This is a genomic window from Streptomyces sp. NPDC059852 (assembly GCF_042731455.1).
Lineage (GTDB): Bacteria > Actinomycetota > Actinomycetes > Streptomycetales > Streptomycetaceae > Streptomyces.
The window spans coordinates 279,582-294,424 of record NZ_JBHWJK010000004.1; the positions used below are offsets into that span (position 1 = coordinate 279,582).

A 14,843-nucleotide genomic window follows, 5' to 3' on the forward strand; every position below is an offset into this window, starting at 1 on the left:
GCGTGCCACACCGGTCCGGGCACCACGCAAGCGGCCCGGTTTGCGGCCCCCGCCACCGGGGACCCGCCACGCGATTCAGCGGCACCGTCGCTGAATGCGTTCTCATTCTTCTATTGGACCTCGCGCGGCACGGCGGTCAGGCTGGTGAGGTCCGGGAACGCCCACCACCGCGCGACGCGAAAGAGGTCACGAACCCATGCACACCCGCCGTATCGGGGACGTCGAGGTCAGCGCCATCGGACTGGGCGGGATGCCCATGTCCATCGAGGGACGCCCGGACGAGGCCCGGTCCCTCGCCACCCTGCACGCCGCGCTCGACGCGGGCGTCACGCTCATCGACACCGCGGACGCCTACCACCGCGACGCCGACGAGGTCGGCCACAACGAGACCCTGATCGCCAAGGCCCTCGCCTCCCACGACCGGGGCCAGGACGTCCTCGTCGCCACCAAGGGCGGACATCTGCGACCCGGCGACGGCAGCTGGACGCTGGACGGCAGCCCCCGGCACCTCAAGGAGGCCTGCGAGGCGTCCCTGCGCCGGCTCGGCGTGGAGGCCATCGGGCTCTACCAGTTCCATCGCCCCGACCCCCGGGTGCCGTACGCCGAGTCCGTCGGCGCCCTGCGGGAACTGCTCGACGAGGGCAAGATCCGCATGGCGGGCATCTCCAACGCGAACCCCGACCAGATCCGCGAGGCCGACGAGATCCTCGGCGGCCGGCTCGTCTCCGTGCAGAACCAGTTCTCCCCGGCCTTCCGCTCCAGCGAGCCGGAGCTGCGCCTGTGCGACGAGCGTGGCATCGCGTTCCTGCCGTGGAGCCCGCTCGGCGGCATCTCCAAGGCCCGTGAACTCGGCTCCGCCTACGCCCCGTTCGCCCGGGTCGCCGAGGCCCACGGGGTGAGCCCGCAGCAGGTCTGCCTGGCCTGGATGCTCGCCAAGTCCCCGGTGGTCGTGCCGATCCCGGGCTCCAGCCGGCCCGAGACCATCCGGGACTCGCTCGCCGCGGCCGAACTGCGGCTCACCGAGAAGGAGTTCGCCGAGCTCGACGCCGTGTGACCCGCCGTCCCGATCCCACGGCCCCGCGGGGAGGGCACCGCCGATGGCGTCGTCGCACGAGAGACCGCTCGACCACCGCTACCGGGACGAGCATCCGGTCCGCACGCTCGCCTACCTGTTCCGCGCCGACCGTCACCGCCTCGCGGCGGCGGTCGGCGTGTTCACCGTCAAGCACAGCCCGATCTGGCTGCTGCCCCTGGTCACCGCGTTCATCATCGACACCGTCGTGCAGCACCAGCCGGTCTCCCGGCTCTGGCTGAGCACCGGCGTCATCCTGCTCATCCTGCTGGTCAACTACCCCCTGCACGTCCTCTACGTCCGTCTGCTGTACGGCAGCGTGCGCCGGATGGGAACCGCACTGCGCTCCGCGCTGTGCACCCGGATGCAGCAGCTGTCCATCGGCTACCACGCCCGCGTCAGCGCCGGTGTGCTCCAGGCCAAGGTCGTCCGCGACGTGGAGACCGTCGAGCAGATGGTGCAGCAGACCGCGGAGACCGGTCTCGGCGCCATCACCGTGCTCATCGGCGGCCTCGCCATCATCGCCGTCCGCACACCCGAGTTCGTGCCCGTCTTCCTCGTCGTCGTCCCCGCCGCCGCCCTCGTCGTCGCCCGGCTGCGGGCCCGGCTGCGCACCCACAACGAGCACTTCCGGCACGAGGTGGAGACCCTGTCCTCCCGGGTCACCGAGATGACCCGCCTCATCCCCGTCACCCGCGCCCACGGCCTGGAGGGTAAGGCGCTGCGCCGTATGGACGGCACCCTCCACCGGCTGCTCACCTCCGGCATCCGGCTCGACCTCGTCAACGGCCGCTTCGGCTCGCTCGCCTGGGTCGTGCTCAACGTCGTCGGCGTCCTCGTCCTCGCCGGCGCGGCACTCGTCTCGTACTACGGCGTCTGGGGCGTCACACCGGGCGACGTGGTCATGCTCAGCGCGTTCCTGACCACCCTCACCAACTCCACGACCACGCTCGCCGGTCTGGCGCCCGTCATCACCAAGGGCCTGGAGTCGGTCCGTTCGGTCGGCGAGGTCCTGCAGGCGCCCGAACTGGAGGACAACGAGGGCAAGGACGAACTCACCGCGCTGCGCGGCGCCGTGACCTTCGAGGCCGTCACCCACGCCTACGAGGACGGCGACCGGCCCGCCGTCCGGGACTTCACCCTCGACGTGGCGCCGGGCGAGACCATCGCCCTCGTCGGCGCGTCCGGCGCCGGCAAGTCCACCGTGCTCAACCTCGTGATCGGCTTCATCCGCCCCACCGCCGGCCGCGTCCTCGTGGACGGCACCGACATGAACACCCTCGACCTGCGCACCTACCGGCGGTTCCTGTCGGTCGTGCCGCAGGAGTCCATCCTGTTCGACGGCACCGTCCGCGAGAACGTCGCCTACGGCATGGACGACGCCGACGAGGAGACCGTCCGGGCGGCCCTGCGGGACGCCAACGCGCTGGAGTTCGTCGACCGCCTGCCGCAGGGCCTGGACACCCTGGTCGGCGAGCGCGGCGCACGGCTGTCCGGCGGGCAGAAGCAGCGCCTGGCCATCGCGCGGGCCCTCATCCGCGACCCCCGGGTCCTCGTCCTCGACGAGGCGACCTCCGCCCTGGACACCCGCTCCGAGGCGCTCGTCCAGGAGGCCCTGGCCCGCCTGCTGCGCGGCCGGACCACGTTCGTGGTCGCCCACCGCCTGTCCACCGTGCGGGGCGCGGACCGGATCGTGGTGATGGGCGACGGCCGTATCCAGGAGACCGGCACCCACGAGGAACTCCTCGCCCGCGACGGTGCCTACACCGCCCTGCACAGCGGCCAGGTCGCCTAGACAACAGTGCGATAACGCGAAGCAACTGATGGGGCCTCGGCTCGGTCTGGTCCACTATGAAGATCTCTTTCCTGCTGCACAACGCCTATGGGATAGGGGGCACGATCACCACCACCTTCAACCTGGCCCAGGCACTCGCCGACCGGCACGAGGTGGAGATCGTCTCGGTGCTCCGGCACCGCGAACATCCCAACAACCCGCTGGACCCGCGGATATCGCTGCGCCCCCTGGTGGATCTGCGGCAGGAGAAGGAACACCCCCTGCACCAGCGCCCGGCCCGCGTCTTCCCCGTCGCCGAGTACCGCTACCACCAGTACAGCGAGCTGACGGACCAGCGGATCGCCGAGGCCCTGGCCACGACCGACGCCGAGGTCGTCATCGGTACCCGGCCCGGCCTCAACGTGCACCTGGCGCGGCAGGCACCCGACCACGTCCTGCGCATCGGGCAGGAACACCTCACCCTCGACAACCACCCGCCCCGGCTGCGCACCACGCTGCGTCGCGCCTACCGCCGGCTCGACGTGCTCACCACCGTCACCGAGGCCGACGCCGCCGCGTACCGGCGCAAGATGCGGCTGCCCGGCGTCCACGTGGAGGCCCTGCCCAACAGCGTGCCCGACCCGGTGCTGCCCCCCGCCGACGGCACCGCCAAGGTGATCGTCGCCGCCGGACGGCTGGTCCCCGTCAAACGCTACGACCTGCTCATCGAGGCCTTCGCCCCGGTGGCCGCCGCCCACCCCGACTGGCAGCTGCGCATCTACGGCAAGGGCGAGGAGCACACCCGGCTGCGCCGGCTCATCCAGCGCCTCGGCCTGAGCGACAACGCCTTGCTGATGGGCGCCGCCACGCCGATGGAGGCGGAGTGGGTCAAGGGCTCGATCGGCGCGACCGCCGCCAACTTCGAGCCCTTCGGCATGACCATCGTCGAGGCCATGCGCTGCGGACTGCCCGTGGTCAGCACCGACTGCCCGTACGGCCCCGCCGAGATCATCGAGGACGGCGCCGACGGACGCCTCGTGCCCGTCGGCGACCGGGACGCCCTGACCGCCGCCCTGCTGGACCTCGTCGGCGACGACGAACTGCGCCGCCGCATGGGCCGTACAGCCCTGAGCAACGCGCGGCGCTTCGGCCCCGCGCCCATCGTCGAGCAGGCCGAGCGCCTCATCGAGGCGGCGGCGACGGCCCGCCGGACCGGCCGGCCCCCGGCGCCACCGGAACCCGCGCGCCTGCGCCGGGCCCTGGCCGGCCGCGGCTTCGCCGCCCGGGACGCCGCCTACGCCGCGGCCTCCGCCGCCCGGCGCACGATCCGCGGAGGACAGCGATGACCACGACGACCGAAACGGCACTCGCCACCGCCCCGCGCGCCGCCTGCACGGCCGACGCGGACGGCCGGATCACCTTCCACCTCGCCCCGCCCGACCCGGTGGCCTTCCCGTCGCCCCGGCTGCTGCTGCGGCTGCGCCCCAGGAAGGGCGAGCCCGAGAAGATGCTCCAGGTGCTCGACCTCACCGCCGGCGGCGACGGACGGCTGAACGCCGTCCTCGATCCGCTGCCCGCGCTGCCCGAGGGCCGCTGGGACCTCTATCTGCTGCCCGCACCCGAGGGGGAGCGGGTACGCCTGCGCCCCGGCCTGCGGGACTTGCGGGCCCTCGTGGACGGGCACGTCCGCGACCGGGTGTCACCGGTGGCCGTCCGCATCCCCTACGTCACCAAGGACGGGTACCTCGCGCTGCGGACCTGGCTGCGCGACGCCCATGTGGAGGTCGCCGGCGTCGACGTCACCGACCGGTCCACCACCGTCCGGGCCCGCCTGCACGGCGCCTCGCTCGACGCGGGGGCCACGGTGCGGCTGCGGCTGCGGGGCGGGAAGGGCGTCGAGCGGACCGTGGCACCGCGGGCCGGTGCGGACGGCCGCGACCTCGCCTTCACCGTGGACCACGCGGACCTGCTCCCCGAGAGCGGGGCGGGCGACCGTGTCTGGGACGTCTTCGTCCGGGCGGGGTCCGGCGCCGACACGTCCCTGATCCGCGCCGGCCGTCTGCTCGACGACGTGGCGGACCGCAAGGAGATCTTCGTCCATCCCACCGCCACGGCGGGGGAGTTCGCGGTGCGGCCCTACTACACGGTCGACAACGACCTCGCGGTCGAGGTGGTCCGGCGGACCTGAGCCGGCCGCCCGTCAGGCGGCGCTGCTGCGGTGGGGCGACCGGTGACGGCAGGTCAGGTCGTGCTCGCTGCCGAGGCTGGTCCACCACCGCTCGCAGCACGCCGCGTCGAGCTCGGCCCGCACGATCGCCTCGGCGGCGCCCACGTCACCGCGGCGCGCGGCCGGAGCGGCCGACTCCCGCAGCAACTGGTCCTGTTCACCGATCACGGTCTCGCGCACCACGGCGATCACCGGCACCAGGCTGGCGGCGGCGAACAGGCACGCCGCCCACACGGGGCCGTACCGGATCTCCTGGACCGTGACCCAGGCGAGCCCGGCGCTCGTGGCCAGGTAGAGGAGGCAGAGCAGGCGGCTGAAACAGTTCATGGGCTACACCGTCCTTGGGGGAGGATCGATACCTCTTGCCCAACTGTCGGCGGGCCCATACGGACTCGGGTGATTTATCCCACCGTTACCGAAGACGCCTCCGCGACGCTTCTTCCCTGGAAGGCGGTGCGATAGGCATACGGGGTGGTGCCGACCACCCGCCGGAACCGCTCGCGGAACGCGGTCGGCGACCCGAACCCGGCCTGCCGGGCTATGCGTTCGACCGGATGGTCGCTGTTCTCCAGCAGGTACTGGGCCCGCCGCACCCGCGCCCGCAGCAGCCACTGGAGCGGCGTGGTCCCGGTCTGCTCACGGAAGCGGCGGCTGAAGGTGCGCTCGCTCATCCCGGAGCGCTCCGCCATCGCGGCCAGGGTGAGCTCCCCGGCCAGGTTGTCCTCGATCCACTCCAGCACCGGTTCGAGCGCCGAGCCGCGCGGCACCGGCGGATACTCGTGCACGATGAACTGCGCCTGCCCGCCCTCCCGTTCGAGCGGGACGACGGACATCCGGGCGCTGTGCGCGGCCACCGCCGATCCCAGGTCCCGGCGGATCATGTGCAGACACATGTCCAGGCCCGCGGCGGCCCCGGCCGAGGTGAGGACCGAGCCGTTGTCCACGTAGAGCACGTCCGGCTCGACCTTGACGGCGGGGAAGCGCCGGGCCAGCTCGTCGGTGGCCATCCAGTGGGTGGTGGCGCGCAGCCCGTCCAGCAGTCCCGCCTCGGCGAGCACGAAGGCGCCCGAGCACACGGACGCGATCCGGGTGCCGGCCCGGGCCGCCTCCCGCAGGGCCGCGACGACCGCGTCCGAGGGCGGCCCGGAGTGGTCGCTGCCGGGCACGACGACGGTGTCGGCGTCCACAAGCCCGTCCAGGCCCCGGTCGATCCGCAGGGCGAAGCCCTCCGTGCGCACCTCCGGCCGCTCCGCGCACAGCCGGACCCGGTACGGGCGCCGCCCGTCCGGCAGTCGCGCCCAGCCGAACATCTGGAAGGGCGCCGCCATGTCGAACGGCACCACGTCGTCGAGGACCAGGATCGCCACGGTGTGCATGGAGGCCACCCTAGGCGGATTCCCGCCATCCACAGAACCCCTGGTGGGACGAGGTGTGCCGCAGCAAGGCACAGGCGAGACCGGTTGGCGGGAATCCGTGGGATCCTGTCGATCCAGCCACTGTGCGCGAACGGGGACGATCTCTAGCGTGGGCGGCGCCGATCACCCGCCGACCCCGAGGAAACCCAGCTCCCCATGACCAAGTTCCTGCTCACCCTGCACGTCCTGGCCGCGATCGTGGCCGTCGGACCCGTCACCGTCGCCGCCAGCATGTTCCCGCCCGCGGCCCGGCGCGTCCCCGCCGCGGACGGTGCCGTCGCGGTGGGCACGGTCCGGCTGCTGCACCGCGTCTGCCGGGTGTACGCGACCCTCGGGGTGTCGGTGCCCGTGCTCGGTCTCGCCACCGCCCTGGCCATGGGGGTGCTCGGCAGCGGCTGGCTCATCACGTCGATCACCCTGACGGCGGCGGCCGCCGGCCTCCTCATCGCGTTCGTCCTGCCCCGGCAGGAGGAACTGCTGGAGGAACTGGACGCCGGACGGCCCGTCGAGCGGCCCGCGACGGTCCAACTCGCCATGTTCACCGGGATCTTCAATCTTCTGTGGGCCACCGTCACCGTGCTCATGATCGTCCGGCCGGGCTCCACGACGGGCGCCTGACCCCCGGGCCATAGCACCGGTTCATCCCCCGCCCAAGCACTCTGGCAGAATTCGCACTTCAGTGTGCGTCGGCGCCTAGACTTCACAGCCGTGCCCAAAATGCACACAGGGCCACGACAGAAAGGCGCGTTGACGGGTGTTCCAGGATTCCCCCATCTACGACCGGCTCATCGCGGAGCGCGGCGACATCCCCCTCCAGGTGCGCAGGGAGGCGGAACGCGTGAGCAGGGACCTGGAGTTCGTCCTTCAGCCGCTCCAGTCCCCGGGCCGCCCGCCGGCGCCCAGGGGCCAGGCCGCCGCGGCCCCGGTCTGGCAGCGCACCGCCCTGCCGCCGGGGCCCGCGTCGCTCTGATCCCGCCAGGTCAGACCATCGTCGTGTCCGCGTCGCCGCTGTGCGCGGGCCGTCCCGGCACCGGGGTGGCCAGCCACTCGGCGATGGACCGGGCGATCGGCTGACCGGTGTCCACCTCGACGAACCCGAACTGCCCGGACTGGTTGCACTCCAGGAACCACCACGTCCCGTCCGCGTCCTCGGCGAAATCGAAGGCCCCGTAGGCGAGCCCGGCCCTCCGCAGATAGGCGCGGACGCCCTCGGCCACCCGCGCCCCCACCTCCACGGGCCGCCACGGGCTGTCGGACGGCGCGAACCGCACGTCCACCTCGGCGTCGGCACCGGCCGGCTTGCGGGCGGCCAGCAACTCACCGCCGACGGCGGTCAGCCGGATGTCGGCGCGCTTGACGACCCGCCGCTGCAGCAGCGTCGGCCCGAAGGCGACCGCGGAGAAGTCCGCGTCCGGCGCCACCCTGCTCGTCGGCACCGCCCGTGGCGGGTCCTGCGGATGCGCGCCCGACACCGGCTTGACCACCAGATCCGGGTGACGGGCGGCGAACTCCCTGGCCGCCTGCGGGAACGTCGTGATCAACGTGGCGGGCACGGGCAGCCCGCAGCGCTGGGCGAGCCGCAGCTGCCACGGCTTGTGGCGGGCCCGGCGGGCCGCGTCCGGATGGTTCATCCAGCGCAGGTCACTGGCCCGCAGCATCCCGTAGAGGGCCTGACCGGACTCCTCCGCGAGCCACGGCGAGGGAGCGGCGGCCCGCGCCGCGGGCGCACCCGGCCGGCGCACCCACACCGACCGCAGCCCGCTCAGGGTCACCAGCCGTCCACCGGACGACAGATGGCCGTGGAACGTGCCGTGCGCGTATTCACCGGACAGGGCGACATCGCCGGTCAGGTCGGCGGGGTCGAGCCGGACCACCGGGACACCGGCGGCGTTCAGGTGCACGACCACCATGTCCGCCGTCACGTCCTCTTCGTTGGTCAGAATCAAGACGGTCATCTTCGGCGGCCTGTGTTCAGTCGTCGAAGTGAGTCTTGGAACCCGCCGTGGACGTCGTGGTGCCCAATTCCCGCAGGAGCGCGTGATCGCTGGCGGCTATGCGCCCGTCACGCAGCACGTTCAACTGCAGACCGGAGTCGTAGACGTACACAGCGGCGATCTCCAACTCCGCTGCCGGCCGTGCATAGTTGAGCGCGAACGGTTGCATCGTCTCTCCCTCACAGGTGCTGCTCCGATCGAGCCTGGTCACCCAGCGGCGTCACGCTGCCCTACGACGCCCTTCGGTTTCCACTTACTTAAACGAATCGAACGAGTGGTTGGTTTCCTTACTTTCCGTGACCAACGGCGTCCGATGGCCCGAGCCGGGCGAACGGCGCAGCGTGCGCAGTGCCAGCAGGAGCACGCCGATGTCGTCCAGATACACGGGATCCGGCATCAGATCGGTGGGCAGCACGAAGTACAGGACGGCTCCCCAGAAGACCCAGCGGGGGCCGGTCGGCAGCCCGGCGCGGCGCATCACGCGCCGGGTGCGCACCAGTCGCGTCAGGACCGCGACGGCCACGGCGAGTACGACGGCGGCCAGGGCCGCTCCTGCGACGATCCATGTGGTGGTCGGCTCCACGGACCCTCCTCCCGGCGGGTGGCGCACGCCACACGCTCCGCAGGTCGGATTCCCCCTCGCGCCGCGCACATGGCATGACGGCGGTCACCCGGCCGCATCACGTCACCCGTCAGGACGGAAGACGCCGGATCGGGGCCGGTCACCTGCCCGGGCAGGCGTGCGAAACCGTCGAGGCCCCACCGAAGCGCCCCCGCCCGTTGCGGTACGGCCTGACCGGGCATCCGGCGCAGCGGCCGTACGCCGGATTGTCAGCGGTCGGCGTTCTCCCGGGGCCGCTCGGTGGTCTCCTCGGGGGCGGGGGCCTGCTTGCGGACCCGCGCCGAGGCCTTGAGCCGCTCGAAGGTGCGGGTGAGTTGCTGGAGCGGGGACGGGGCGGGATCGCCGGGCGGCGCGGGCGGCAGCGCGGCCACGGCGTCCGCGGACTCCCGGAAGGCGGCCAGCGCGGCGTGCGCCTCCTCGGCGGCCTCCCGGTACAGGTCCCGTGACTTCGTCATCGCGTCGAGCGCCTCGGCGTACATCCGCACCAGATCGCGCTCGCGCTGGAGTTCCTCCTCGAGGGTGAGCAGGGTCCAGTCCTCGCGCAGCGCGGTCAGGGTGGCGTCCGCGCCGGCCGGGAGCGCGTGCGGCAGCGCCGCGTAGCGGGTGACGGCGTGGATGAGTTCGGCCGGCTCGGTGCCGTCCAGGAAGACGGTGCGGACGGTGAAGTCGTCCGGGTCGTAGCCGGACGGGGCCGGGGTCCCGGGGAGCACGACGGCGCCGCCGCGCGGCAGCTGCGGGCCGAGGTCGCGCAGGGCGTAGTTGACCACGCGCAGCTGGCTGGGGACGGCGCGGTGCTCCACCACCCGGTGCCGCAGGCCCGGCGGCAGCATGCCGGCCAGCGGGGTGCGGCCGCGCTCGTCCGTGGTCATGGCCTCGTGGACGAGGACGTGGATGCCGCCGCCGTCCCGGACGGCGTCCCGCAGCAGGCGCCGTACGGCCTTGTCGTCCGTGGGCAGCAGGTTGACGGTGCCCAGGGGGAGGCCGGTGGCGGCGTCGTGGGCCCAGGGCGCGTCGTCCTCCTCGAGCCAGAACAGGGCGGCCGGCGACGGCCATCGGGGGTCCCACGGGGCCTCGGCCTCCGCGACGAGCGTCCATACGCGGGTGTCGTCGCGGCTCTCCTCCAGCTCCAGCCGGGCACGCACGGTGACCTGACCGGCGACCCGCCAGCGGGCCTCGAAGGCCGTCGCGTCGCTTCCGTCGGGCGCGGGCCGTTCCCGGAAGTCGTCGAGGTCGCCGCTGACATTGCGCCGGGTGAGGGCGGTCAGCAGGTCGTCCCGCGCGGCGGGCCCTCGGTGCCGGCCGCGGGCCGACCACACGGTGGGGGGAGTCATGGGGCGGGTGCGGGAGGAGCTGGGCATGAGTCCATCTGTGGCCGGGGGCGCGTGCTCCGTCCAGTATCGTCACCGCGCGACCGCACCGGGGCAGCGGGGGGTGCACACGGGGTGTGTGTCGCGCGCACCGACCGGTCCGCGCTCACGCGTGGCCCGTGCCCCGGCCGGTCATGACAATGACTCGGTGAGCGGGACCCGTCCACCATCCGCACCGGGACGGGTCCCGTCTCCAGACCGTGTGCCGGTCAGCTGTGGAACGTGATGTACCCGTTGCCGTCCCGGTCGTTCGAGCCCTTGGTGTAGGAGTGCGTGTCGGCACCCGCGCCCGACGGCTTCTTCAGGTAGATCGTGTCCTTGTCGTTGTTCCACATGAAGTTGCAGTTGTTGCGGTAGACGACGTTGCCTGCGTCGGAGTCCGTTCCGCGGCCGCCCCGGAGCTTCACGTAGTCGCCCGGCTGGAGGTAGTGGTTGCGGGTGAAGGTGAACTTGTTGCCGGCCTTGTCCTTCACCACGTAGCCCTTGAGGTTGACCGTGGAGCCCGACGAGTAGTTCTTGATCGTCAGGTACTCCTCGTCGGTGTTCCCGGAGCTGCAGCTGTTGGAGTCGCGGCCGGGCGCGTCGTACTGGACGCCACGGACCTTGAGCGCGGACGAGTACTCGGTGGCCTGGGCCGGGGTGGCGGTCAGGGCCGCGAGGGCGCCGGCGGCGAGGGCCGTCGTGGCGATCGTGCGTATGCGCATGGAGAAACATCCCCCCTGTGTGGAGCTTGTGTGAAGATCAGGAGTGTATACAACCACCTCGCCCGTGCCGTCCACTTCACCGGAACCCGGGACGCGGGAGCCTCAGTGGGGGTAGGCCCGAGGTGGGCGCTGGTGGGGGAGGGCGGTGCGGAACTCCTCGATGGCCGTGCTGATCTGGCGCATCAGGGCGGTGTCCGCCAGGCGGTCCAGGTACAGGTTGCGCCGGGCCAGGGCGGGCGCGTCCACGCAGAAGTACAGCGCCATGAGCGGATTGACGAACAGTTCGCCGCCCCGGGTCCGCTCGGTGAACCGCACATCGCCGAACTCCCCGCGCACGGCCGCCGCGACGGACCCCTGGACGATGCTCGGCCACTCCGGAGTGTCCCGCTGGGCCTGTTCCACCGCGTCCAGGAACAGGCGCCCCTCCTCACTGGCGCGCGGCAGTGAGAACGCGCCCAGGTAGCCGCCCTCCCGGTCCAGGGCGGCGAGGTTCTCCAGCACCAGGGCGTGGCTGATCCCGTGGTAGGCGTCCACCCCGAAGCCGAGACAGGCCACCAGCCGTTCGGCGACCTCGTCCAGCCCCGCCACGGCGGCCAGGCTGGCCATGTCCTCCTCCGGCGTGCCGAGGCCGTGTTCGTCGCCGCGCATCAGGATGTCGGTGCCGCCATCCACCAGCACCACCGCGTCGACGCCGCCGAGGTGCTCCAGCAGGGCGCGGTAGGCGGCCCGCAGCGGCCGTACGCCGGTCTGCGGGAACGCGTACACCGTGGCGGGCAGGTCGTGCGCCGCGAGCCACCGGGCGAGGCTGTGCTCGGGGAAGTACCGGCCGCGGACCGCGGTGTCCGGGCGTACCGCGGCGACGTCGTCGCCGACCCAGACGCCCGCGTCCAGCCCGTACAGATCCGCGAAGGACAGGTTGGCGAGGTGGACCTCCTTGCCGGCGGTCCGCAGCGCCAGGGCCAGCGGCAGCCCGGCGTACACGTCGAAACCGCCGCCCGCACCGGCGACGAGCACCCGCCGCGCGTCGCGCAGGCGGGTGAAGAACGGGGGTTCGAGAAGCGAGAACACCCGGGGAAGCTAACAGACGGTGATCTTCGAGGCCGTCTGTTCTCGCAAGGAGGAGGGCCAAGGACTCCAGCCCCCGGCCCTCCTCGCCGCGTTCGCGGACGCGCTTACGCGCCGCTCTCCCGCAGCATGTCCTCGCGCTCGACGATCTTCACGCGCTCACGGCCCTCGGGCTCGCCCAGCGCCTTCTCGGCGGCGTCGAGCTTGTACCAGCCCTCCCACGTCGTGAAGCGGATCTCCCGCTCGGCCAGGAACGCCTCGACGGCCTCCGGCTCGGGCGAACCCGGCGTCTGCAGGCGGCCGTTCGCGAAGTCGTCCAGCAGGTTCGCCACCGTCTCGTTGGCGTCGCCCTTGGTGTGGCCGATGAGGCCCACCGGACCGCGCCGGATCCAGCCGGTGACGTACGTCGACTGCAGGTGTTCGCCGGACTCCTGGACGACCCGGCCGCCCTGGTCCGGGACGGTGCCCGAGTCGATGTCCCACGGCAGCTTGGGGAGCTTGTCGGACAGGTAGCCGACCGCGCGGTAGACGGCGGTGACGTCCCAGTCCTTGAACTCGCCGGTGCCCTTGACGTTGCCGGTGCCGTCGAGGGCGGTGCGCTCGGTGCGCAGGCCCACGACCTTGCCGTCCTCGCCGAGGATCTCGGTGGGCGACTCGAAGAAGTGCAGGAACAGCTTGTGCGGCCGGTCGCCGACGTCGCGGATCGCCCAGTTCTCCAGCGTCTTGGCGACCATGTCGGCCTGCTTGTTGCCGCGCCGCGTCTCGATGGAGCCCGCGTCGTAGTCGATGTCCTCGGGGTCGACGATGACCTCGATCGTGGGGGAGTGGTCCAGCTCCCGCAGCTCCATCGGGGAGAACTTCGCCTGCGCGGGGCCGCGGCGGCCGAAGACGTGGATCTCCACGGCCTTGTTCGCCTTGAGGCCGTCGTAGACGTTCGGCGGGATCTCCGTCGGCAGCAGCTCGTCCGCGGTCTTGGCCAGGATCCGGGCCACGTCCAGCGCCACGTTGCCGACACCGAGGACGGCGACCTTCTCCGCCTCCAGCGGCCAGGTGCGCGGCACGTCCGGGTGCCCGTCGTACCAGGACACGAAGTCGGCCGCGCCGTACGAGCCGTCCAGGTCGATGCCCGGTATGCGCAGCTCGCGGTCGGCCGTCGCGCCCGTGGAGAAGATCACGGCGTCGTAGAACGCGCGCAGGTCGTCCAGACTGATGTCGTTCGGGTAGTCGACATTGCCGAAGAGGCGGATCTGCGGCTTGTCGAGCACCTGGTGCAGGGCGGTGACGATGCCCTTGATCCGCGGGTGGTCGGGGGCCACGCCGTAGCGGATCAGTCCGAAGGGCGCGGGCATCCGCTCGAACAGGTCGATGGACACACCGGGTTCGGCGGCCACCTCGGACTTGAGCAGCGCGTCGGCCGCGTAGATCCCGGCGGGGCCGGCTCCGACGATGGCTACCCGCAGGGGGCGGGGCATGATCAGGTTCCCTTCGAGAGGCGATAGATCGACTCGGGGGAAGCCTAAACTAAGGCAAACCTTACCCGGTACACGGGTCCGGTCTATGAGCCCATAGATCCATTCTATGACCGGCACCGGGTGCGGGCCGCCGGGTGTGCGGGCCGCCGGGTGCGGGGACGGCGGCCCGCACCCGGTCAGTCGATGTGGAAGCTGTCGCCGTAGACCTTCCAGTCCAGCGGTGTCCTCAGGTCGAGGTTGCCCGCGCGCAGGAAGACCCGCTGGGCGGTGTCCACCCTGCTGGTGTCGCTGTGGGCCTCCTCCTGCCGCATCGCCCACACCCGCGCGTCCAGGAAGGCGTTCAGGTAGGCGGTCTCGTCACCGCCCTCGGCCGGCGGGCGGGCCCGGTCCAGGGCGCGGCGGCGGATGGAGCGGAAGCTCGTCGGGTCCCCGCCGTCGCCGTGCATGACGATGGCGTCGTAGTAGGCGAACTGGCCGAGCGCGCGCAGCCCGTCCGCCTTGCCCTGGCGGACGGCCGGGTCGAAGTACACCCGGTCCCGCTCGTCGTTCTGGGCCTGCTTGAACGCCTGGTCCTCGGCCGCCCGCGCCCAGTCCCGCGGGTAGTCCGGGTCGAGCCCGTCGTGGGAGTCGGTGCCGTCCACGCGGCGCAGCGCCGGCAGGTAGCGGGCCAGGACGTTGCCGGGGCGGCGGGCCGCGTACAGCTCGACCAGGTCGAGCATGTCGCCCGTGCCGGAGCAGAAGCCGATGATGCCGGCGGTGTAGCCGCGGCCGTCGCCGATGTCCTCGATGTAGCGGTACTGCGCCTTCCAGTCGAGCGAGGAGTTCTCCGCGCTCGACACCAGCCGCATGGCGATCTCCTTCTTCGCCGGGTCGTCGAGTCCGGGCGCCCGGCGGTGGGCGGCGGCGGGCGGGGGGTTCAGGAGAGGGACGGACACGAGGGCCGCGCCGAACGCGGTCAGCAGGGTGCGTCGGGACAGGGGTGTGGGGTGCTTCACGGCGACTCCGCATCGTGTGGGGGAAGGAGGCTGGGCCGTACGTGCACTGATAGGAAGGTTTACTATCAGACCTGGGGCATGCCGAACAGCAGGCGCGTCAAAGGTTCGTACCTATGCACAAAGACGCCGTACAAGC

General features: G+C 72.1%; 16 protein-coding genes. 6 read left to right on the forward strand and 10 right to left on the reverse strand.

The features are described from left to right. Positions 1 to 196: 196 nt before the first annotated feature. Genes ACFV46_RS07475 through ACFV46_RS07490 form a run of 4 tightly spaced genes read left to right on the forward strand, consistent with a single transcriptional unit; the run spans position 197 to position 5,034 of the window. On the forward strand, positions 197 to 1,054 hold the full coding sequence (locus tag ACFV46_RS07475) for an aldo/keto reductase (RefSeq protein WP_385497346.1): 858 nt from the start codon (positions 197 to 199) through the stop codon (positions 1,052 to 1,054). A gap of 43 nt (positions 1,055 to 1,097) precedes the next feature. Continuing rightward, the gene (locus tag ACFV46_RS07480; RefSeq protein ID WP_385497347.1) at positions 1,098 to 2,867 is read left to right on the forward strand and encodes an ABC transporter ATP-binding protein; all 1,770 of its coding nucleotides are present in this window, start codon (positions 1,098 to 1,100) and stop codon (positions 2,865 to 2,867) included. 56 nt (positions 2,868 to 2,923) lie between these two features. Further along, entirely contained in the window at positions 2,924 to 4,192 is a 1,269-nt protein-coding gene (locus tag ACFV46_RS07485; protein ID WP_376726060.1) for a glycosyltransferase family 4 protein, read from the forward strand. Further along, on the forward strand, positions 4,189 to 5,034 hold the full coding sequence (locus ACFV46_RS07490; RefSeq protein WP_361933052.1) for a transferase: 846 nt from the start codon (positions 4,189 to 4,191) through the stop codon (positions 5,032 to 5,034). Before ACFV46_RS07485 ends, ACFV46_RS07490 begins: the two co-directional genes overlap by 4 nt. A gap of 12 nt (positions 5,035 to 5,046) precedes the next feature. Here ACFV46_RS07490 and ACFV46_RS07495 read toward each other — a convergent pair whose 3' ends face one another. Together ACFV46_RS07495 and ACFV46_RS07500 are read right to left on the reverse strand one after the other, a co-directional pair. Further along, positions 5,047 to 5,400: a hypothetical protein gene (locus ACFV46_RS07495; RefSeq protein ID WP_361933054.1), complete on the reverse strand. Its 354-nt coding sequence runs from the start codon at positions 5,398 to 5,400 to the stop codon at positions 5,047 to 5,049. Between the two features lie 74 nt (positions 5,401 to 5,474). Beyond that, on the reverse strand, positions 5,475 to 6,449 hold the full coding sequence (locus ACFV46_RS07500; protein WP_376726062.1) for a GlxA family transcriptional regulator: 975 nt from the start codon (positions 6,447 to 6,449) through the stop codon (positions 5,475 to 5,477). 195 nt (positions 6,450 to 6,644) lie between these two features. On the opposite strand from ACFV46_RS07500, the gene ACFV46_RS07505 reads away from it, so the two are divergent. After that, positions 6,645 to 7,106, forward strand: a complete 462-nt coding sequence (locus ACFV46_RS07505) for a DUF2269 family protein (RefSeq protein WP_361933060.1) — start codon at positions 6,645 to 6,647, stop codon at positions 7,104 to 7,106. Positions 7,107 to 7,242: 136 nt separating this feature from the next. After that, positions 7,243 to 7,458 (forward strand): hypothetical protein, encoded by a 216-nt coding sequence (locus tag ACFV46_RS07510; RefSeq protein ID WP_376726063.1) that lies wholly within the window; start codon positions 7,243 to 7,245, stop codon positions 7,456 to 7,458. Between the two features lie 10 nt (positions 7,459 to 7,468). Here ACFV46_RS07510 and tgmB read toward each other — a convergent pair whose 3' ends face one another. The 8 genes from tgmB to ACFV46_RS07550 form a co-directional block, all read right to left on the reverse strand. After that, a complete protein-coding gene (tgmB, locus tag ACFV46_RS07515; protein ID WP_361933066.1) occupies positions 7,469 to 8,443 on the reverse strand; it encodes an ATP-grasp ribosomal peptide maturase in 975 nt (324 codons plus the stop codon). 16 nt (positions 8,444 to 8,459) lie between these two features. Continuing rightward, positions 8,460 to 8,651, reverse strand: coding sequence for a putative ATP-grasp-modified RiPP (gene tgmA, locus ACFV46_RS07520; protein WP_062672239.1), 192 nt, complete (start codon positions 8,649 to 8,651; stop codon positions 8,460 to 8,462). A gap of 84 nt (positions 8,652 to 8,735) precedes the next feature. Next, on the reverse strand, positions 8,736 to 9,065 hold the full coding sequence (locus ACFV46_RS07525; RefSeq protein WP_151782533.1) for a YkvA family protein: 330 nt from the start codon (positions 9,063 to 9,065) through the stop codon (positions 8,736 to 8,738). A gap of 248 nt (positions 9,066 to 9,313) precedes the next feature. Continuing rightward, positions 9,314 to 10,462 carry a hypothetical protein gene (locus tag ACFV46_RS07530; RefSeq protein WP_361933070.1) on the reverse strand — a complete coding sequence of 383 codons (1,149 nt, stop codon included), beginning with the start codon at positions 10,460 to 10,462 and terminating at the stop codon, positions 9,314 to 9,316. A gap of 218 nt (positions 10,463 to 10,680) precedes the next feature. Further along, entirely contained in the window at positions 10,681 to 11,175 is a 495-nt protein-coding gene (locus ACFV46_RS07535; RefSeq protein ID WP_385497349.1) for a lamin tail domain-containing protein, read from the reverse strand. A gap of 102 nt (positions 11,176 to 11,277) precedes the next feature. After that, entirely contained in the window at positions 11,278 to 12,243 is a 966-nt protein-coding gene (locus tag ACFV46_RS07540; protein WP_376726066.1) for a DUF1152 domain-containing protein, read from the reverse strand. A 104-nt stretch (positions 12,244 to 12,347) separates the two neighbouring features. Continuing rightward, entirely contained in the window at positions 12,348 to 13,712 is a 1,365-nt protein-coding gene (locus ACFV46_RS07545; RefSeq protein WP_361933077.1) for an FAD-dependent oxidoreductase, read from the reverse strand. 176 nt (positions 13,713 to 13,888) lie between these two features. Beyond that, entirely contained in the window at positions 13,889 to 14,707 is an 819-nt protein-coding gene (locus ACFV46_RS07550; RefSeq protein ID WP_376726068.1) for a chitosanase, read from the reverse strand. Positions 14,708 to 14,843: the final 136 nt, after the last annotated feature.

Coding starts and splice junctions, on each gene's coding strand:
- ACFV46_RS07490 (WP_361933052.1), top strand. CDS start 4,189: ATGACCACGACGACCGAAACGGCACTCGCCACCGCCCCGCGCGCCGCC.
- tgmB (WP_361933066.1), bottom strand. CDS start 8,443: ATGACCGTCTTGATTCTGACCAACGAAGAGGACGTGACGGCGGACATG.
- ACFV46_RS07495 (WP_361933054.1), bottom strand. CDS start 5,400: ATGAACTGTTTCAGCCGCCTGCTCTGCCTCCTCTACCTGGCCACGAGC.
- ACFV46_RS07500 (WP_376726062.1), bottom strand. CDS start 6,449: ATGCACACCGTGGCGATCCTGGTCCTCGACGACGTGGTGCCGTTCGAC.
- ACFV46_RS07505 (WP_361933060.1), top strand. CDS start 6,645: ATGACCAAGTTCCTGCTCACCCTGCACGTCCTGGCCGCGATCGTGGCC.
- ACFV46_RS07545 (WP_361933077.1), bottom strand. CDS start 13,712: ATGCCCCGCCCCCTGCGGGTAGCCATCGTCGGAGCCGGCCCCGCCGGG.
- tgmA (WP_062672239.1), bottom strand. CDS start 8,651: ATGCAACCGTTCGCGCTCAACTATGCACGGCCGGCAGCGGAGTTGGAG.
- ACFV46_RS07475 (WP_385497346.1), top strand. CDS start 197: ATGCACACCCGCCGTATCGGGGACGTCGAGGTCAGCGCCATCGGACTG.
- ACFV46_RS07480 (WP_385497347.1), top strand. CDS start 1,098: ATGGCGTCGTCGCACGAGAGACCGCTCGACCACCGCTACCGGGACGAG.
- ACFV46_RS07485 (WP_376726060.1), top strand. CDS start 2,924: ATGAAGATCTCTTTCCTGCTGCACAACGCCTATGGGATAGGGGGCACG.
- ACFV46_RS07535 (WP_385497349.1), bottom strand. CDS start 11,175: ATGCGCATACGCACGATCGCCACGACGGCCCTCGCCGCCGGCGCCCTC.
- ACFV46_RS07530 (WP_361933070.1), bottom strand. CDS start 10,462: ATGCCCAGCTCCTCCCGCACCCGCCCCATGACTCCCCCCACCGTGTGG.